Genomic DNA, 19,329 nt, shown 5'->3' on the forward strand with positions numbered 1-19,329 from the left:
CTTATGAACGATATCGAGAGCCTGACTGAGAAGCATAAAAAAATCCGTAATCCCTGAGAGATTACGGATTCTTGCAGAACTGCCGGATCGTTCAACCGATCATTTTTGTCTTAACTGATCGGCATTAGGCGTATTCGCCGGCTTTTTTATTGCGTATTTGTCGTATTCAGTAGGTCAATCGACCCTGCTTCACCAGCCACTCACGCACCAGGAACAGCGCACTGACATTCCGGGCTTCGCGGAAATCTGGCTCGTCCAGCAACGCCAGCAGGTTATTGAGCGGCCAGCGGTGCACAATCAGCGGTTCAGGTTCATCCCCTTCCAGCTTCTCTTCATACAACCCCTCAGCCACCACAATGTTCATTTTGCTGGAGAAGTAGGACGGCGCCATGGTGAGTTTGCCCAGCGTTGCTAATTCCCGGGCACCAAAGCCGGCTTCTTCTTTTAACTCACGGTCTGCGGCTTCAAACACGCTTTCGCCTGGGTCAATTAACCCCTTAGGAAAACCCAACTCATAGCTTTCCAGCCCTACGGCATATTCCTGAATCAGGATCACATCATCACCCAGAATCGGCACAATCATCACCGCTTCCCGGTTGGAAGGTTTCATACGCTCATAGACACGGCGTGCACCGTTACTGAAAGCGAGATCAACCGCTTCAATAGTAAACAAGCGGGAGCGGGCCACCGCTTCCACGTTGAGGATGTCAGGTTTTTTCATTGGAGTTTTCATATCAGCCTCAAACTTAGCACAGCCTTGTGAATCGCGATGACGCCAGCATACCGAAGCCCGCAGCAATGTGCGACACGCAGCGCAGGGAAAGCATCGTGACACACATTTTCTTACGTCTGCTAACAACTTATTGTTATCTATACACTTAAATTTTCACAATAAGTCAATGGGGTTTTGTTAAATTCAGAAAATACCGATATTTAATTGAGTGCCCTGTGGTTAACATCCCATTAAGGAATAATCTAATAAATTATAATTCAATGATTTTGCGCGTTATTTTATCTGAGTTTTTTCTTGTAAGAATGACTTCTGCTCGCCAAAATTGACTGGTAATAATGGTTCCATCGGGAGCACATCGTAAACGTGAAGGCAGTTTTTTGGCTGGATTGAGCAAAGCATGAGCACTTTTATCACCATTCTGGCTGTCATGCTGGCCTGCTCTCTGATAGCAGGAATAGGTTATTGGTACGCTATGCGGCATCGTCCGCCGTTGGCGAAACCGCTGCCGTTTATAAGTCCCCCTTGCCGCAAACTCACTGATGAAGAACGTCACGCCGTTGAAGCGTACATTGCGTCCCTGGCGAAACAGCAAAAACAGAGTGCTGCCCGCTCCTCAAAGAAGTCGCGTGAGACCGAATCCCTGACGCTCACGGCGCAGAGCAACAATGTTTATCCCGTCACACGTTCCATCACTCGCTATGGCCTCTCAACGGATGATGCGCATCAATGGCGCTACTACCTCGATGAAGTGGAAGTACATCTGCCACCGCTGTGGGAGCAGTACATTGCGGAAGAAAATTATGTTGAGCTGATCCGCACTCAAACGCTGCCGCTGGTGATCTCACTCAACGGTCACTCGTTAGTAAACTATGCCGTAGAACAACCCGCCTTGCCGCCGCTGGTGCGCTCAATGTCGACCAACGCCTCTATTCGTAAAGAGGAGAGCGAAAATGTCGAGCTACTACAGGTGCGTAAAGAATCGCCGGAAGAGTACCGTCTATCGCGGCCGGATGGCACGCGCGAGGCCATTGTTATCTGCTTTGCCTTCCTGCTGTTCTTCCTCAGCCTGGTGTTGCCCGGAAGCCTGATGCTGTGGATTGCCCTGTCAGCCTGCGTAATGATTGCGGTTAGCTTGTGGTTCCTTTACCGCTTCCCGGGTGAAAAAGGGCTGCGCGATGTGCACTGCTTGCGCGGAGCACCGAAACGTTGGGGCCTATTTGGTGAATCTAATCAGGAGCAGAGCAATATCTCGCTGGGCATTATCGATTTAATTTATCCCGCCCACTGGCAACCCTATGTGGCGCACGATTTGGGCCAGGTGACGGATGTCGACATCTATCTGAATCGGCAAGTGGTGCGCCAGGGGCGTTTCCTCTCCCTGCACGATGAGGTTCGCAACTTCCCGGTTCAGCGCTGGCGCAAAAATCTGGTGCTGGCATGTGGTTCGCTGGTGGTGCTGGTGATGCTGTTTACCTGGATTCCGCTCAGTATGCCAATCAAGCTCAGCCTCGCATGGGTAAAAGGCACCGAAAGCATTGAAGTGAATAGCGTGGATAAACTCAACGCCCTGCCGCTGCACATCGGTGACAACCTGAAGGTGAGCGGAACCGGCATGTGTTCCGTACCGGGCAACTATCAAAGCAATCGCAGCTATGCGTATATGCCGTTCGATTGCTCAGCCATTTACTGGAATAACGCAGCACCTCTGCCGCAGCCGCAGTCGGATATCATCGATAAAGCTGCCGCTCTGCTTGATACCACCACACGTCAGCTGCATCCGGAAACCAACACCGATCCGAAACTCAATCCACAGCTCGCCTCCGCGATTCAGAAATCGGGCATGATTCTGCTGGATGATTTCTCTGATTTAGTGCTGAAAACACAGGATCTGTGCAGCCAGCAGCAAGATTGCGTCCGGCTGAAAAATGCCCTGGTGAATCTGGGCAATGCTAAGGATTGGGATTCACTGATCCACCGCGCAGATTCCGGCAAGCTTAACGGCATGAACGTGCTGTTACGCCCGGTCAGTGCGGAAGCGCTGGAGAACCTGGTGAATACCGCGACCTCGACCTTCTTCTCGCGTGAAACCCGTCGTGCAGCAGAAAATCTGAATAGCCCACCACCGGGCGGCTTCCTGATAGTGAGTGATGAGGGTCGTCAGATGGTGAATCAGCCACAGCCTTCCGTGTCGCTGTTTGATCTTGATGCACCATCGCAATGGCGCGAATTACAACGCATGTCCGGCATGCTGTTGCACACGCCGTTTGCTGCCAACGGCATCATTACCAGCATCACCACTGACGCTAACGGCACACGCCACATTGCGTTGCACAATGAACCGGATGCGATGGCGCAATGGCGATACCTCGGTACTGCATTATTGATGCTGGTGCTGATCCTCTGCGGCGTCACCAATGGGCTACTGGCCCTGCGACGTGTGCATCGTAATCGCCTGCGCATGGTGGAAATTCAGCAGTATTACGACAAGTGCTTCAATCACAATCTGAGCACTATGCAGAGCGTGCGCTCACTGTTCTGAGCCCTTCCCTTCTGTGCTACCCTGTCGCCCTATTTTTTAGGGCGAGAGAGTATGACGATGACGCTAAACTGGTCCGGGATTGATACCGTGCTGCTGGATATGGATGGCACGCTGCTCGATCTCGCCTTTGACCGCCATTTCTGGCTGGAGCACGTTCCGGAAACCCTGAGCCGCGAGCGTGATATCACGCTGGCCGAGGCACATCAGCTGATTCAGCAAAAGTATCAAGCCGTGGTGCATACGCTAAACTGGTATTGTCTTGATTACTGGTCGCAAGAGCTGGCCTTAGATATCCGCGCCATGACATGGGAAAAACGTCACCGTGCCGCCATGCGCGAGGATACGTTGCCGCTACTCCAGGCACTACGTGCTGCGGGTAAACGCACCATTTTGCTGACCAATGCGCATCCGTACAACCTCGAGGTAAAGCTGGAGCAAACCGGTTTGGCTCCCCACCTTGATTTATTACTTTCTACCCATACCTTTGGGTATCCGAAAGAGGATCCACGTCTCTGGCAGGCCGTTCAGCAGCAAACTGCATTCGATAGCGAGCGCACGCTGTTTATTGATGACAGCGAAGCGATCCTCGATGCGGCGGCACGCTGGGGCATTCGCTGGTGTTTAGGCGTCAGCAATCCGGATTCCGGTCGGCCCGATCAATCTTTCCAGCGTCATGCTGCAGTGCGAGACTATCGCCAGTTGTTTGAAACGCTGCGTTAAAGCAGGAGCCGCAATGAAAGAAAAAACCAGCGAAGGTGTCCGCCTCGATAAATGGCTGTGGGCTGCACGTTTTTATAAAACGCGCGCGCTGGCTCGCGAAATGATCGATGGCGGTAAAGTGCATTACAACGGTCAGCGCAGCAAACCGAGTAAAATTGTGGAACTGCAGGCTGAGCTAACGCTGCGCCAGGGCAACGATGAACGAACGGTGGTGATCACCGCGATTGGCGATCAACGTCGCCCTGCTACTGAGGCGCAAGAGATGTATGCGGAGACCGCCGCCAGCATTGAGAAGCGTGAAAAAACGGCACTGGCGCGCAAAATGAATGCCCTGACCATGCCGCACCCCGATCGCCGCCCGGATAAAAAAGAGCGCCGCGATCTGATGAAATTTAAATTGTCGGGCGATGAATAACCGTCGCCCCAACGAGAGAAACACTATGTCTGTTCAAGATCAATTGCACCGTTACCTGTTCGAAAATGTCGCCGTTCGCGGCGAGCTGGTCAACGTATCCGAAACCTGGCGTGAGATTGTCAAAAACCACGACTACGCCGAACCGGTGAAAAACCTGCTGGGTGAATTGCTGGTCGCGACCAGCTTGTTGACCGCAACGCTGAAATTCGATGGCGACATCACCGTTCAGTTACAGGGCGATGGTCCACTGACATTGGCGGTGATCAACGGCAATAATAATCAGGAATTACGTGGCGTTGCACGCGTGAAGGAAGATGCCGATATTACACCGGGTAGCAGCCTAAAAGAGATGGTGGGCAACGGCTATCTGGTCATCACCATTTCTCCGGAAAAAGGCGAGCGTTATCAGGGTGTCGTCGGTCTGGAAGCCGATACGCTGGCTGGCTGCCTGGAAGATTACTTCATGCGTTCTGAGCAGTTGCCAACTCGCCTGTTTATTCGTACCAGCGATAAAGGCGCCGCCGGTATTCTGTTGCAGGTGCTGCCTGCGCAAGAGCCGAGCCAGGATGATTTTAATCATCTGGCCACTCTAACCGAAACCGTGAAGAGCGAAGAGCTGATTGAGCTGCCCGCGACGGATGTGCTGTGGCGCCTGTATCATCAGGAAGAGGCCACGGTGTTTGATCCGACCCCAGTCAGTTTCAAATGCACCTGTTCACGCGAACGCTGTGGCGAAGTACTGAATACGCTGCCGGTTGAAGAAGTGGATGAAATCCTCGAAGAGGATGGCAAGATCGATATGCACTGCGACTATTGCGGTTCGCATTATGTTTACGATGCCGTAGACATTGCCGCGATTCGCAACGCACCTACAAATAACAGCGATCAATTGCACTAATCCCCCTACGGGCGGCATCGCCGCCCGCATTTTTGTCAGGAATTAACCCATCAACTTCCGCCTAATTTAACTAACTTACACTGACTTTAGTTTCTTAACTGGCAGAATTCACTGCTTGTCACGTTCCAGCTCGCATTTTTAACTCTCTTCACTTTTACGCCCTGCTCAGACGTGTACACTGCGCGCGATCTGCCCCGTCCAGCTATGCACGACAGGACGCAGACCCCCTCATAAAAACGCTATGAAGCATCGATTTAAGGAGCAGCCACATGCGCGTTCACGGCCTGACATCGCAAGACCTTGCCGCTTTGGGCATTAGCGGCACCACAGAAGTGGTGTACAACCCTGACTTTGATACGCTGTTTCAGGAAGAAACCCGCCCGGAACTGGAAGGTTATGCGCGAGGCACCCTGACGCAGAGCGGCGCCATTGCCGTGGATACCGGCATCTTTACCGGGCGCTCACCAAAAGATAAGTACATCGTGCGCGATGACACCACGCGTGACACCTTGTGGTGGAATGATGTCGGCAACGGTAAAAATGACAACCAGCCGTTGTCGCAGGAAACCTGGCAGGCGCTGAAAGATCGCTGCACCGCACAACTCTCTGGCAAACGTCTGTTTGTCATCGACGCTTTCTGCGGTGCGAATCCCGACACCCGCCTGAGTGTGCGTTTTGTGATGGAAGTCGCCTGGCAGGCGCATTTCGTCAAAAACATGTTTATCCGCCCTGATGAAGCCGAGCTGGCCTCCTTTAAGCCGGATTTTGTGGTGATGAACGCCGCGCAATGCACCAACCCGGACTGGCAGGCTCAGGGTTTACACTCTGAGAACTTTGTCGCCTTTAACCTCACCGAACGCATGCAGCTGATTGGCGGCACCTGGTACGGCGGCGAGATGAAGAAAGGCCTGTTCGCCATCATGAACTACCTGCTGCCGCTGAAAGGCATCGCGTCAATGCACTGCTCGGCGAACGTGGGTAAAGCGGGTGACGTCGCGGTGTTCTTCGGTCTTTCTGGCACTGGCAAAACCACGCTGTCCACCGATCCCGATCGTCAGCTGATTGGCGATGACGAACACGGTTGGGATGATGATGGTGTCTTCAACTTCGAAGGTGGCTGCTACGCCAAAACCATCAATCTGTCGGAGAAAGCTGAGCCGGAGATCTATCGCGCTATCCGCCGTGATGCCCTGCTGGAGAACGTCGTGGTGCGGGCAGATGGCAGCGTTGATTATGCTGATGCCAGCAAAACTGAAAACACGCGCGTTTCCTATCCCATTGAGCATATTGAAAACATCGTGCAGCCGGTCTCCAAAGCGGGCCATGCGCGACGCGTTATTTTCCTGACCGCTGATGCCTTTGGTGTGCTACCGCCGGTTTCACGCCTGACACCGGAACAAACCCAGTATCACTTCCTGTCGGGTTTTACCGCCAAACTGGCTGGCACCGAGCGTGGTATCATCCAGCCAACGCCAACTTTCTCAGCCTGTTTTGGCGCGGCCTTCCTGACGTTGCATCCAACCCAATATTCCGATGTGCTGGTGAAGCGTATGGAAGCAGCGGGTGCAAAAGCGTATCTGGTGAATACCGGTTGGAATGGCAGCGGTAAACGTATTTCACTGAAAGATACCCGCGCCATCATCAATGCGATTCTGGCGGGTGAGCTGGACGACGTAGCGATGGAAACGCTACCGGTATTTAACCTGCAGATGCCTGTGACCCTGGAAAAAGTCGATGATGCGATTCTGGATCCACGTCGCAGCTGGCCGGATGAAGCCGCGTGGCATGAGGCCGCGCAGGGTCTGGCGCAGCGTTTTGTCACCAACTTTGAGAAGTATACCGATAACGATGCCGGCAAAGCGCTGGTTCAGGCTGGCCCGCAGTTGTGAAGTGAATGAGCCGCCAAATGGCGGCTCATTGATACTCAGTCTTAAGCGGCGTGATTTTTACGCCCATGCTAACAACTGTGGTGCTGAGGGCTACGCAGCCAGTCGCGGATGCCTGCAGGCGAAACAGTCATCGCTCCACATTTATCTGAGCGAAGCGTTAACTATGATGCGTGCTGACTAACGCCGTACCGTTATTCTCCGGTATCGGCAACCACGCGCGAATGCGCAATCCGCCATGCTCGCTCTCACCTATCTCCAGCGAGCCTTCATGCGCATCGATAATACGCTGCACAATCGCCAACCCTAAGCCGGTGCCGCTGGTGCTGCGTGCGCTATCGCCACGTACAAAAGGCTGGAACAGATGCTGAAGCTGATCGGGCTTAATACCCGGACCATCATCTTCCACCTGGAACCAGGCGCGATTCAGTTCCTGACCGCTGCTGACTTTGATCCAGCCGTTACCATAACGCGCGGCATTCACCACCAGATTCGCCACGGCACGCTTAATTGACAGCGGGTTGATATCCAGCATCAACTCTTCCGGCATCACCGCATTTTCAATCTCACGCTCATAGCCGCTTTCCGCCGCCACCACTTCGCCTAACACGCTGTTGAGATCGGCGCGTTCGGTCTGCATCTCCTGCCCTGTACGCAGATAGTCGATGAACTGCTCGATGATGGCGTTGCACTCTTCGATATCTTTATTGATCGACTCGGCCAGATAGCCATCCTGTTCACTCATCATCTCGGTGGCGAGACGAATGCGTGTTAAGGGGGTGCGCAAATCATGACTGACACCCGCCATCAGCAGCGTACGGTCATCGGCAAGCTGTTTGACGCCCGCCGCCATCTGGTTAAAGGCTCGCGTTACGGAACGCACTTCCGATGCGCCATACTCACGCAGCGGAGGAGGAATGATGCCTTTACCGACCTGAAGCGCTGCATGCTCCAGGTCGACCAGGGGTCGGTTCTGAATGCGGATAAACAGCCAGGCACCGCCGATCGCCAGCAACATAATCGCCAGGGTGTAGCGGAACAGTGGCGAGAAATCGCCCTGATGGATTTCAGTCAACGGCACACGCACCCAGATGTCTGGCGACAACCAGGTTTTCAGCCAGACCACGGGGGAATTCTTGTTAACCTCAACACGGACATCGGTCGGGCCACCCAGCTGTTGCGCCATCTGCTCGCTAAGGAATTCGTAATGCTGTGCCCAGCGCAGGCCACTCTCTTCTGCCGCTGCGTTGGTGTACAACGAAATACCCAGTTCACGATAAATTTCACGCCGGAAGGCAGGTGGCACTTCCAGTTGCGTGCCATCTTCCAACTGCAGTCGATCGGTCATCAACATACGCACTTCGTAAGCGAGGACTTTATTGAACTGCTGCAAACTTGGAAGAATGGCGAAATTCAACACCACCAGATAGGTCGTTACCAGGCTGACGAACAGCAAGGTAACGATCAATAACAGGGTGCGGGCAAACGAACTGCGAGGAGAGAAGCGCAATCGCCTCATGCTTTACTGCCGTCCGGAACGAAGACGTAGCCAAGACCCCAAACGGTCTGGATGTAGCGTGGATGCGCCGGATCTTCTTCTACCATGCGGCGCAGACGGGAAATCTGCACGTCGATAGAACGTTCCATCGCACTATATTCACGGCCACGCGCCAGGTTCATCAGCTTATCGCGTGATAACGGTTCGCGCGGATGGCTCACCAGTGCTTTCAGCACTGCAAACTCACCGCTGGTCAGCGGCATTGGCTCATCTTCACGGAACATCTCACGCGTGCCGAGGTTCAGTTTGAACTTACCGAAGGCGATAACCGCTTCTTCCTGTGAAGGCGCACCTGGCAATTCATTGGCCTGACGGCGCAGCACGGCACGAATACGGGCCAGCAGTTCACGTGGGTTAAACGGCTTCGGAATGTAATCATCAGCGCCGATTTCCAGCCCAACGATACGATCCACTTCTTCGCCTTTTGCCGTCACCATAATGATCGGCATCGGGTTGCTCTGGCTGCGCAAACGGCGGCAAATGGACAAGCCATCTTCGCCTGGCAACATCAGATCCAGCACCATTAAATGGAATGATTCACGAGTTAGCAGACGATCCATCTGCTCGGCGTTGGCGACACTGCGCACCTGAAAGCCCTGCTCGGTGAGATAGCGTTCGAGCAGTGCGCGCAAACGCATATCATCATCGACGACCAGAATTTTGTAGTTCTCTTGCATTGTTCAACTCCCAAAGGCGCCATTGCCTGAGTCAATATTGTGTAAAAAAGATGCCTGCATGTGACAGTTATTAATGGTTTATATTCTAGCCGAAATTGTTACAAAGCATATTAAACAGCAGCTTATATTTAATTTAAGCCCTGAAATGCGCGTTGTCTCCCGCTTTTTATCGGGGCTTTCCAGCCGCTTAGCGCTAATCCGAAAATTTACGCGGTTTTCTTTTCGAAAATGGATCACCGGGCCGAAGACCGCTCGTTATCACAGCATTTGGGGCTATTTGGCTTAAGTCGGCAGGCCAGAATCGTTCGATGGGCGATCATTCGCAGCATAATATCTGGCTCTTTTCGTTTTCAGTGCTCATCTGCTCTAGGAACAATACGCATCTCGCGCCAGATAAGGCCAGTGTTAAATAAAGTCTGATTAATCAGACACTAATCAGCACTTTCTTCCCGCACAACGATCTCAGAAACTGCAAGGGTTCCTGCTGATATTGCGCATCTTTGGAGAGAGAAAAATGAAAAAATCTGCGGTCTTGCTGAGTGTACTGGTGCTGGTCAGCCTTTCTCAGGCTCATGCGGCCACCAGCGCGGGTGAAGCGGCGGGAGCCGAGGCCTCCACTACCGCCAAAGGCAATTCAGACGCGATTGGTGTGGGTGCCGTGGGTGCACTGTTAGGGGTGGCGCTGGCAACCATGGGCGGCGGTGACAAAGGCACCAGCAGCACATCGACCACCACCGCGACCACGCCAGGCAAATAATCCAAATCTTTCAGGCGCAGCAATGCTGCGGCGCCTCCCTTTTACGCCAGCCCATTTCGCCACCGGAGAATAAGTTGCACCCAAGGCTTTTTTACCCAAGCCATTATTCTCCGCCTCTTTTTTACTCGGGGTTCTTCACATACTCGATGCAGTTAACAAACCAGACTTTCTGTCCTTCCGGCGTATTCACCACGACTTCGTCATCCACCTCTTTCTTGATCAGCGCACGGGCCATCGGTGAATCAATGGAGATGTAATCCTTAACCGCATCGCCATAGATTTCATCCGGCCCCACAATGCGGAATCGCTTTGCATCACCCTGTTCATTTTCCACCTCAACCCAGGCACCAAAGAACACCTTTCCTTCCTGTTGCGGCGCATAATCGACAATTTTCAGATCGGCGAGGCATTTGCGCAGATAGCGCACACGGCGGTCTATCTGCCGTAACAGGCGCTTGTTGTAGGTGTAATCGGCGTTTTCTGAACGATCACCAAGGCTAGCCGCCCAGGAGACAATTTTTGTGATTTCCGGACGCTTCTCGTTCCACAAATGGTCGTGTTCGGCACGTAATTTGTTATAGCCTTCGCGGGTAATCAGTTGGGTTTTCATGACGTCTACTCGTGATAACAAGGTATCGTTACTGCAAAGAGGCCAACAATAAGCGACTGCTTTGCTCTCAGCAAGGTGTGCACAGCGATGTGCGCGCTGCATTCAGAAAAAGACGGATTCACCTGTCCCCGGCTGGCAATTTGCCGCCCCAATCCGTATAACTGTCCCCTGTTTTCCAACCCTGTGTAAGCATTGTTAATGATGATGAAAGATTCACTGAGCCAGATTATCGCAAGTGAGCTGAAGGCTCGCGCCGACCAGGTTGACGCCGCTGTAAGCTTGCTGGATGAAGGGAACACCGTGCCGTTTATCGCACGTTATCGTAAGGAAGTGACCGGTGGGCTGGATGATACCCAGTTGCGTCAGCTGGAGAGCCGCCTTGGCTATCTGCGTGAGCTGGAAGATCGCCGCCAGTCAATTCTGAAATCCATCGACGAGCAGGGCAAACTCACCCCAGAACTCGCCACGGCCATCAATGGCACGCTGAACAAAACTGAACTGGAAGATCTGTATCTGCCTTATAAGCAGAAACGTCGCACGCGTGGGCAGATCGCCATCGAAGCGGGCCTGGAGCCACTGGCTGAAACGCTATGGAGCGATCCTTCTCAGGAACCCGAGTCATTGGCTGCAAGCTATGTGAATGCGGATAAAGGCGTCGCCGATGTGCGCGCAGCGCTGGATGGCGCACGTTATATCCTGATGGAACGTTTTGCCGAAGACGCCACGCTGCTGGCAAAAGTGCGTGATTATCTGTGGAAAAACGCGCATCTGGTAGCGCGTGTGGTGGAAGGTAAAGAGGAAGAAGGCGCGAAATTCCGCGACTACTTCGATCACCACGAACCTCTCAGTACCGTTCCTTCTCACCGTGCGCTAGCGATGTTCCGTGGTCGCAATGAAGGCGTGCTGCAACTCTCTCTGAACGCCGATCCACAATTCGAAGAAGCGCCGCGCGAAAGCCACGGTGAAACGCTGATCGCCGATCACCTGCAACTGCGTCTGAACAATGCTCCGGCAGACAGCTGGCGTAAAGCGGTGGTGAGCTGGACCTGGCGCATCAAAGTGCTGCTGCATCTCGAAACCGAACTGATGGGCACCATTCGCGAACGCGCAGAAGATGAAGCGATTAACGTATTCGCCCGCAACCTGCACGATTTGTTGATGGCGGCTCCGGCAGGCATGCGCGCCACCATGGGCCTCGATCCGGGCCTGCGTACCGGCGTGAAAGTCGCCGTGGTGGATGCCACCGGCAAACTGGTGGCACATGACACCATCTATCCGCACACCGGGCAGGTGGCGAAAGCCGCATCGGTTGTGGCAGCACTGTGCATCCAACACCAGGTGGAGTTGGTGGCGATTGGTAACGGTACCGCTTCACGTGAAACCGAGCGTTTCTTCCTCGACGTGCAGAAGCAGTTCTCGCAGATCAACGCGCAGAAAGTGATTGTCAGTGAGGCTGGTGCATCGGTCTACTCCGCATCGGAACTGGCCGCGCTGGAATTCCCGGATCTGGATGTTTCCATTCGCGGCGCCGTCTCCATTGCGCGTCGCTTACAGGATCCGCTGGCCGAGCTGGTGAAAATCGATCCGAAATCCATCGGTGTCGGCCAGTATCAGCATGATGTGAGCCAAAGCCAACTGGCGAAGAAGCTGGATGCGGTGGTGGAAGACTGCGTAAACGCCGTCGGCGTGGATCTGAATACCGCTTCAGTCGCCTTGCTGACGCGCGTGGCAGGCTTAACCCGCATGATGGCGCAGAACATTGTCACCTGGCGTGATGAGAACGGCCGCTTCCAGAATCGCCAGCAGTTGCTGAAAGTCAGCCGTCTTGGGCCAAAAGCTTACGAGCAGTGCGCCGGCTTCCTGCGCATCAATCACGGCGATAACCCGCTGGATGCCTCCACCGTGCACCCGGAAGCTTACCCGCTGGTCGAACGTATTCTGGCCGCGACTGAACAGGCGCTAAGCGAACTGATGGGCAACCCGGGTGGGTTACGTGATCTCAACGCGCGCGACTTCACCGACGAGCGTTTTGGTTTGCCAACCGTCACCGACATCATGAAAGAGCTGGAGAAACCGGGGCGCGATCCCCGTCCGGAGTTCAAAACCGCACAGTTTGCCGAAGGCGTGGAAACGCTGAACGACCTGCTGCCGGGCATGATTCTGGAAGGCGCGGTCACCAACGTCACCAACTTTGGTGCTTTCGTGGATATCGGCGTGCATCAGGATGGTCTGGTGCACATCTCTTCACTGTCAGAAAAGTTCGTCGAAGATCCCCATCAGGTGGTGAAAGCGGGCGATATCGTCAAAGTGAAGGTGATGGAAGTGGATATGCAGCGTAAGCGCATCGCCCTCACCATGCGTCTTGACGAACAGCCCGGCGAGAGCAATGCGCGCGGCGGCAATAATCGCAATAGCGGCAAAGAGAATGCACGTCCCGCCGCTAACAGCAAAGGACGCGGTAAACCTGCCAATGCACCTGCAGGCAATAGCGCGATGGGTGATGCGCTGGCAGCAGCATTTGGCAAAAAACGCTAACGCCCAGCCCTGAATAACGCGCGGAGACAGCTTCGCTCCGCGCGTACACATTTGATAAATCCCCTCATCCGTCTACGCTGAAAAAATCCGTGTGAAAAAATGACCTTCCGCGTGGCCCGACGATCTGATGGACATAATCAACGCCCTACTTGATGAGATTTACGCAGGCCGCTTCCCCGTCGCCGCACGTGAGCGTCTGCTTTCCCACATTCGTGCAGCGCGAGATACCGCTAAACTGCCACGCAAAGCCCATTGGGATGAAAAGGATGTGGTGCTGATTAGCTACGCGGATCAGTTCCGTGAATCCGATCAGCCCACGCTCGCCAGCTTCTCGCACTTCTATCAGCAGCATCTGCAATCCACTTTCAGCCTGGTGCATCTGCTGCCGTTCTTTCCCTACTCCTCCGACGATGGCTTCTCCGTGATTGATTATCACCAGGTGAATCCTCTCTGTGGCGAGTGGCAGCATATCGCAGCGCTGCACAGTGAAACCCGGCTGATGTTCGATTTTGTCTGCAACCATATGTCGGCGCACAGCCAATGGTTTCGCCACTTTCTGGCGCAGGATCCCGGCTGGGACGACTTCTTTATTAGCATGCCGCCGGCCACCGATCTCAGCGCCGTGACGCGTCCCCGCACCTCGCCGTTGCTCACGCCCTTTGAGATGGCTGATGGTGACACACGCTTTATCTGGACCACATTTAGCGCCGATCAAATCGACCTTAACTTTGCCAATCCTGAAGTGCTGATTCACATGGTCGACGTATTGCTGGATTACCTGAACAAAGGTGCCGATTACGTTCGCCTTGATGCCGTGGGATATATGTGGAAGACGCCGGGTACAAATTGTATTCACCTGCCCAAGACCCACCAACTGGTGAAGCTGTTTCGCGCCATCGCTAACGAAGTCGCACCGGGTACGGTGATCGTCACCGAAACCAACGTGCCGCATAAAGACAACATCAGCTATTTTGGTAACGGGCACGACGAAGCGCAGATGGTGTATCAGTTTTCACTGCCGCCGCTGGTGCTCCATGCCATTCATTCAGGATCCGCACGCGCGCTGCGTCAATGGGCCAGCACGCTGGGCACCGGTAACGGCACCACCACGTTCTTCAACTTTCTTGCCTCACACGATGGCATTGGCCTCAATCCTGCGCGCGGTATTCTGTCAGAAGTGGAGATCGTGGCGCTGGTGCGAGATCTGGCGCTGGAAGGGGCGCTGGTGTCTTATAAAAACAACCCCGATGGCACCACCAGCCCTTACGAAATTAACGTCACCTATTTCGATGCTCTCAACCAGCAGAATGATGACGATGACACGCGTCTGCGCCGATTCCTGCTGGCACACGCCATTCTGCTCGCCTTTCCGGGCGTGCCGGCGATCTATATCCAAAGTATTCTGGGATCGCGCAACGACAATGAAGGCGTGCGCGCGGCAGGACACAACCGCGCCATCAATCGCCAGAAATACAGTTTGCGTGAAATGGAACAGTGGATCAGCGGCGATGACCCGTTGCGTCAGCAGGTATATGAACGACTCAGCGCATTGATCCAGCTGCGCACCCGCCAGAGTGCGTTCCACCCGGATAATGCGATGACGCTACTGGAGAGTGAAAATACCGTGCTGATGTTGCGACGACATGCGCCAGGCAGTGATGACGGGCTCTTGTGCGTGTTTAATCTCAGCAGCCGGGAAGTCACCACGCATCTGCCACAGACACGACATTTTCAGGATGTGATTAGCGGCGAGAAGATCGACGGCAGCCAGCCGATGACACTGGCTGCGTGGCAATTTATGTGGCTGCGTGGATAAACTGCTGCACCTGCTGACAAAACGCATCAGGATGAGAGATAAAGGGAGCGTGGGCGGCCTTCTCCATCACAACCGATGGCGACGCCGGCCAGCGCGCATCCAGCTCCGCCGCAATACGACGCGGCACCAGGCCGTCGAGTGATCCATAGATACGCATAAACGGCAGCGCAAGATTATCCAGCGCCGTACGCAGATCGTCCTGTCGCAAAATCTCCAACCCACCCTCCAGCACCGCGACCGAAGGCATTGGCTGCGATAGCACCACATCTTTGAGCTGACGTGCATCCTGGCGCGCATTTTCCGTACCCATGGTTTGCAAGGCCAGGAAACGTTCTACGGTGCGCTGGAAATCATTGCTCAGCTGCTGCTGGAAGCTCTCCAGCGTCTCAGGCTTGATGCCCGGCCAATCCTCGTGCGCGGTAAAACAGGGCGACGACGCCACGCTAATCAGCGCGGTGACACGTTCAGGCTGCGTCAGTGCAATCTGGCTGGCAACCAGTCCCCCCAGCGACCAACCGAGCAACACTGCACGCTCAGGAAGTTGTGGAAGCAGCTGTTGAGCCATGTCGGCTAAGGTCAGTGCACCAAATCCCTGGCTGCGGCCAAAGCCGGGCAGATCCACCAGGTGCAGACGAAAATGCGGGCTGAGTCGTGGAACAATGTTCTGCCACACTTCGGCATTCAATCCCCAGCCGTGCAGCAGCACAAGATCGCGATCGCCTGTGCCTGTGGTGTGCCAGTAAAGCGAACTCATCGGTTACACTCCCGAAAAGTGAAAAGAGGCCGCTATGCTATCAATCCCTGCCCTGTGTTGGCTATGCCGCCTGCCATTACAGATTGCCAGGCACGGGCTATGCAGCCGCTGTGTGCAACAAATCCCGGCGCTGCCCGCGATCTGCCCCTGCTGTGCGCTGCCGGCCAGCGGCACCCGATGGTGCGGCCGCTGTCTGCGTCGTCCACCGCCGTGGCACAGCCTGACTTGCGTGAGTGATTACCTGCCGCCGCTGAGTGATTGGGTCATCCAGCTGAAATTTTCTCGGGCAACCGCACTCAGAGTGATGCTGGCACGACTCCTTTTGTTAAAATTGTTAAACAGTCGCCGCGATAACCTTACGCCGCGCATCGATTTGGTGTTGAGTGTGCCGTTACATCGGCGTCGTGCCTGGCAGCGTGGCTATAATCAGGCTGAGCTGCTGGCAAAACCGCTGGCACACTGGCTAGGTTGTGAATATCGTGCGGGGGTGCGCCGCAGACGGCGGGGGTTGGTCCAGCATGCGTTGCGCGCTTCGGCACGGAAAAAGAATCTGCGCGGGGCCTTTTCCCTTGAAATGCCGGTGCGCGGACGCCATATCCTGCTCATCGACGATGTGGTTACCACCGGAAGCACGGTGGCAGAAATCAGCCGCATTTTGCTGGCGCAAGGCGCGGCCAGCGTGCATATTGGCTGCCTGTGTCGTACCTTGTAGAGCGTCGGCGTTGGGCGTATTATAACCAAGTAATTTAGTCAACTATTGAGCAATCGCCATGATCGTTATTACTGATGCTGCGCAAGAGCACTTCTCAAAATTGCTGTCAAAACAAGAAGATGGCACACAAATTCGCGTATTCGTCATTAATCCGGGTACGCCAACCGCGGAATGCGGTGTTTCTTACTGCCCACCCGATGCAGTAGAAGCCACTGATACTGAAATGAAGTTCGAAAAGCTGTCAGCCTATGTTGATGAGCTGAGCGCGCCTTATCTGGAAGATGCTGAGATCGATTTTGTCACCGATAACCTCGGTTCCCAGCTGACGCTGAAAGCGCCAAACGCCAAGATGCGTAAAGTGTCTGATGATGCGCCAATGGTTGAGCGCGTGGAGTATCTGCTGCAAGCGCAGATCAACCCACAGCTGGCGGGTCACGGTGGTCGTGTATCCCTGATGGAAATCACCGATGACGGTTACGCGATTCTGCAGTTTGGCGGCGGCTGTAACGGCTGTTCAATGATCGACGTCACGCTGAAAGATGGCATTGAGAAAGAGTTGCTGGCGGCCTTCCCTGAGCTGAAAGGTGTGCGTGACCTCACTGAACACCAGCGCGGCGAGCACTCTTACTATTGATTTTCTTGCGGCAGCGCACCCGCGCTGCCGCAGGGTTCTACCTCGCTTTGCGTCCGTCATTCACCGCTGTCAGAACTTGCTTCACGGCTTTGTCGGCAAACATCTCTTCCAGCGTGACACATAACTTGCGCCGCCAGTTGGGATACTCATCCACTGTGCCAGGCACGTTGACCGGCATTGTCATGCCGAGCCAATCTTCCGGCTGCAATCCCAGTAATGCGCTTTCCGTGCGAGCCAGGTAACGGTGCATCGCCACATTGATCGCCGGCGTCAGCGGTTGCTTCAACGCAGGTTGACGACTGCGAGCTGGCATGGCCCCCGCCTGCTGTAAGGCGTCCAGCAAAGCCTGCTTTTGTGCCGTGCGCTGTTGTTGCAGGGAGTGCAGCACGCTATCGCGATACATGCCGAGCTTTTCACCCAATGCCAAATCTTCCGCCTGCCAGAATCCGCTCAACGTGGGTAAATCATGAGTACTGGCACTGGCAATCGACTGTCGAGGATAAGCCGCAGGCTGGCGGTAGCGGCCATCGCGCTCCTGTTCGAAGAACAGCACTTTCCACGAGAAAATGCCGTGGCTGCGCATCATGCGAACGATGATCGGCGGCACAATGCCCAGATCCTCGCCGATCACCATGCAGCGATGGCGCTGACTTTCCAGCGCCAGAATCGCCATCAAATCCTCCACCGGATACGAAACGTAAGCACCTTTATCCGCTGTCTCGCCGTACGGAATCCACCACAGCCGCAATAACGCCATCACGTGATCGATACGCAACGCGCCACAATCACGCATATTGGCGCGCAATAAATCGATAAAAGGCTGATAGCCGCGCGCGCGCATCTCATGCGGATCAAGCGGCGGCAACGCCCAGTTTTGCCCCAATGGCCCCAGGCGATCCGGCGGTGCCCCCACCGAAGCCCCCAGCTTATACAATTGCGGGTCCTGCCAGGTTTCTGCGCTGTGCTGCGCCACACCGACCGCCAAATCCCGGTACAATCCCACCGTCATGCCGAGCTGCTGGCTACGCTGCCAGCAGGCGGCAAATTGCTGCTGCGCCAGCCACTGCAACCAACACCAGAATTGAATCTCGTCCTCATGTGCAGCACACCACTGCTGAACTTCTGGCTGATGGGCATTGCGCCAGGTTTCCGGCCATGACGCCCAACCCCACTCCTTCTCCTGCTGAGCGCTGCGTTCTGCCAGAATGCCGTCAAACGCCGCCTGATAGCGCAGATGATCGCCGCCCTCGGCGACAAATTGCAGGAATTCCTGCTCAGGCTGATAATGCTGCCAGGACAGGCGTAGCGCGGTGATTTTCAACTCAGCCACCGCCCGATAATCGACATAGTCAGTGGCGCGCGCGGCTTGCACAGCCTTGCGCGTTTTGGCGAGTTTCCACCAGCGCTGTGCTTCAGCGCTTTGAGCGAATGCCGCCACCTGATTAACGTCGATATACAGCATATTCAGCCAGCGACGCGAGGTGGGGCTATAAGGGCTGGCGTGGTCAGGCTGCGCAGGATAAAGCGCGTGTAGCGGGTTGAGGCCAACAAAATCGCCTCCGTGAGCGGCGATCTGCTCCAGCATTTGCGCAAGATCGCCAAAATCACCGATCCCCCAATTGCGATCGGATCGCAGCGTATAAAGCTGCACCAGCGCTCCCCAGCGTTTGTCGCCTTGCGCTAGCGATTCGGATAAATAGCAGCGACGTGGCGCGATAATAATGCGCGAGTGCCACTGCTGACGCCCTTGCCGCAAGGTCAAACGGTGATAACCCTGCGCCAGACGCGGCGGCAACGCGAAGGCTTCCCCCGCCTGTAGCGTGCCGCTGTAAGTTTTGCCGTGTTCGGTTTCAAACTGCCAGCTAAACTCGCCTTTGCCCTGCGGGCAACACTGACGCGGACGGCGCGGAGTGAAAACCAGCACCGGTGGCAGTGGTGGCGTTTTACCTTCCGGCGTATTCATCACCGCCAGCAGTGCACGTTTGGTGTCGTCGCTAATGCGCACCCGCTCACCGTTCGCATTGGTAAAATCTACCGCAATACCCGCTTCCTGCGCGGCCTGATCCAGTTTGCTGAACGTCATCA

Annotated in this window: 16 protein-coding genes; 10 read left to right on the plus strand and 6 right to left on the minus strand. The window is 54.9% G+C overall.

Annotation, left to right across the window (positions count from 1 at the left end; all coding sequences use genetic code 11):
• Nucleotides 1–166 precede the first annotated feature (166 nt).
• The gene (nudE, locus tag F3J37_RS26340; protein ID WP_058960584.1) at nucleotides 167–733 is read right to left on the minus strand and encodes an ADP compounds hydrolase NudE; all 567 of its coding nucleotides are present in this window, start codon (nucleotides 731–733) and stop codon (nucleotides 167–169) included.
• A 397-nt stretch (nucleotides 734–1,130) separates the two neighbouring features.
• On the opposite strand from nudE, the gene F3J37_RS26345 reads away from it, so the two are divergent.
• The 5 genes from F3J37_RS26345 to pckA all read left to right on the plus strand — a co-directional run bounded on the left by F3J37_RS26345 (nucleotide 1,131) and on the right by pckA (nucleotide 7,194).
• The gene (locus tag F3J37_RS26345; protein ID WP_166936579.1) at nucleotides 1,131–3,272 is read left to right on the plus strand and encodes an intracellular growth attenuator family protein; all 2,142 of its coding nucleotides are present in this window, start codon (nucleotides 1,131–1,133) and stop codon (nucleotides 3,270–3,272) included.
• Between the two features lie 51 nt (nucleotides 3,273–3,323).
• Nucleotides 3,324–3,992 carry a GMP/IMP nucleotidase gene (gene yrfG / locus F3J37_RS26350; protein WP_166936581.1) on the plus strand — a complete coding sequence of 223 codons (669 nt, stop codon included), beginning with the start codon at nucleotides 3,324–3,326 and terminating at the stop codon, nucleotides 3,990–3,992.
• Nucleotides 3,993–4,005: 13 nt separating this feature from the next.
• Nucleotides 4,006–4,407, plus strand: coding sequence for a ribosome-associated heat shock protein Hsp15 (hslR, locus tag F3J37_RS26355; RefSeq protein WP_166936583.1), 402 nt, complete (start codon nucleotides 4,006–4,008; stop codon nucleotides 4,405–4,407).
• 25 nt (nucleotides 4,408–4,432) lie between these two features.
• Nucleotides 4,433–5,305 carry an Hsp33 family molecular chaperone HslO gene (hslO, locus tag F3J37_RS26360; RefSeq protein ID WP_166936585.1) on the plus strand — a complete coding sequence of 291 codons (873 nt, stop codon included), beginning with the start codon at nucleotides 4,433–4,435 and terminating at the stop codon, nucleotides 5,303–5,305.
• A gap of 269 nt (nucleotides 5,306–5,574) precedes the next feature.
• The gene (gene pckA / locus F3J37_RS26365; RefSeq protein WP_166936586.1) at nucleotides 5,575–7,194 is read left to right on the plus strand and encodes a phosphoenolpyruvate carboxykinase (ATP); all 1,620 of its coding nucleotides are present in this window, start codon (nucleotides 5,575–5,577) and stop codon (nucleotides 7,192–7,194) included.
• 157 nt (nucleotides 7,195–7,351) lie between these two features.
• On the opposite strand, the gene envZ is transcribed toward pckA, so the two are convergent.
• Together envZ and ompR are read right to left on the minus strand one after the other, a co-directional pair.
• Nucleotides 7,352–8,710 (minus strand): two-component system sensor histidine kinase EnvZ, encoded by a 1,359-nt coding sequence (gene envZ / locus F3J37_RS26370; RefSeq protein ID WP_058960579.1) that lies wholly within the window; start codon nucleotides 8,708–8,710, stop codon nucleotides 7,352–7,354.
• The gene (ompR, locus tag F3J37_RS26375) at nucleotides 8,707–9,426 is read right to left on the minus strand and encodes an osmolarity response regulator transcription factor OmpR (protein ID WP_001157751.1); all 720 of its coding nucleotides are present in this window, start codon (nucleotides 9,424–9,426) and stop codon (nucleotides 8,707–8,709) included. The genes envZ and ompR overlap by 4 nt, the downstream gene beginning before the upstream one ends.
• Before the next feature lie 514 nt (nucleotides 9,427–9,940).
• Here ompR and yjbE point away from each other — a divergent pair.
• Complete coding sequence (gene yjbE / locus F3J37_RS26380; protein WP_034819662.1) at nucleotides 9,941–10,183, plus strand: exopolysaccharide production protein YjbE; 243 nt, start codon at nucleotides 9,941–9,943, stop codon at nucleotides 10,181–10,183.
• 121 nt (nucleotides 10,184–10,304) lie between these two features.
• On the opposite strand, the gene greB is transcribed toward yjbE, so the two are convergent.
• On the minus strand, nucleotides 10,305–10,793 hold the full coding sequence (gene greB / locus F3J37_RS26385) for a transcription elongation factor GreB (protein ID WP_097119380.1): 489 nt from the start codon (nucleotides 10,791–10,793) through the stop codon (nucleotides 10,305–10,307).
• A gap of 204 nt (nucleotides 10,794–10,997) precedes the next feature.
• Between greB and F3J37_RS26390 the strand changes: the two genes are divergently transcribed.
• Both F3J37_RS26390 and F3J37_RS26395 read left to right on the plus strand, forming a co-directional pair.
• Complete coding sequence (locus tag F3J37_RS26390; protein ID WP_166936601.1) at nucleotides 10,998–13,328, plus strand: Tex family protein; 2,331 nt, start codon at nucleotides 10,998–11,000, stop codon at nucleotides 13,326–13,328.
• A gap of 127 nt (nucleotides 13,329–13,455) precedes the next feature.
• Nucleotides 13,456–15,144: an alpha-amylase family glycosyl hydrolase gene (locus F3J37_RS26395; RefSeq protein ID WP_166936588.1), complete on the plus strand. Its 1,689-nt coding sequence runs from the start codon at nucleotides 13,456–13,458 to the stop codon at nucleotides 15,142–15,144.
• Here F3J37_RS26395 and bioH read toward each other — a convergent pair.
• On the minus strand, nucleotides 15,125–15,898 hold the full coding sequence (gene bioH / locus F3J37_RS26400; RefSeq protein WP_166936590.1) for a pimeloyl-ACP methyl ester esterase BioH: 774 nt from the start codon (nucleotides 15,896–15,898) through the stop codon (nucleotides 15,125–15,127). The genes F3J37_RS26395 and bioH overlap by 20 nt on opposite strands.
• 34 nt (nucleotides 15,899–15,932) lie before the next feature.
• On the opposite strand from bioH, the gene gntX reads away from it, so the two are divergent.
• Both gntX and nfuA read left to right on the plus strand, forming a co-directional pair.
• Nucleotides 15,933–16,610 carry a DNA utilization protein GntX gene (gene gntX, locus F3J37_RS26405; protein WP_166936592.1) on the plus strand — a complete coding sequence of 226 codons (678 nt, stop codon included), beginning with the start codon at nucleotides 15,933–15,935 and terminating at the stop codon, nucleotides 16,608–16,610.
• Nucleotides 16,611–16,668: 58 nt separating this feature from the next.
• Complete coding sequence (gene nfuA, locus F3J37_RS26410) at nucleotides 16,669–17,244, plus strand: Fe-S biogenesis protein NfuA (RefSeq protein ID WP_034819678.1); 576 nt, start codon at nucleotides 16,669–16,671, stop codon at nucleotides 17,242–17,244.
• A gap of 37 nt (nucleotides 17,245–17,281) precedes the next feature.
• Here nfuA and malQ read toward each other — a convergent pair whose 3' ends face one another.
• Complete coding sequence (malQ, locus tag F3J37_RS26415; protein WP_166936594.1) at nucleotides 17,282–19,327, minus strand: 4-alpha-glucanotransferase; 2,046 nt, start codon at nucleotides 19,325–19,327, stop codon at nucleotides 17,282–17,284.
• Nucleotides 19,328–19,329: the final 2 nt, after the last annotated feature.

It is taken from the genome of Candidatus Pantoea communis, assembly GCF_011752685.1.
Lineage (GTDB): Bacteria > Pseudomonadota > Gammaproteobacteria > Enterobacterales > Enterobacteriaceae > Pantoea > Pantoea communis.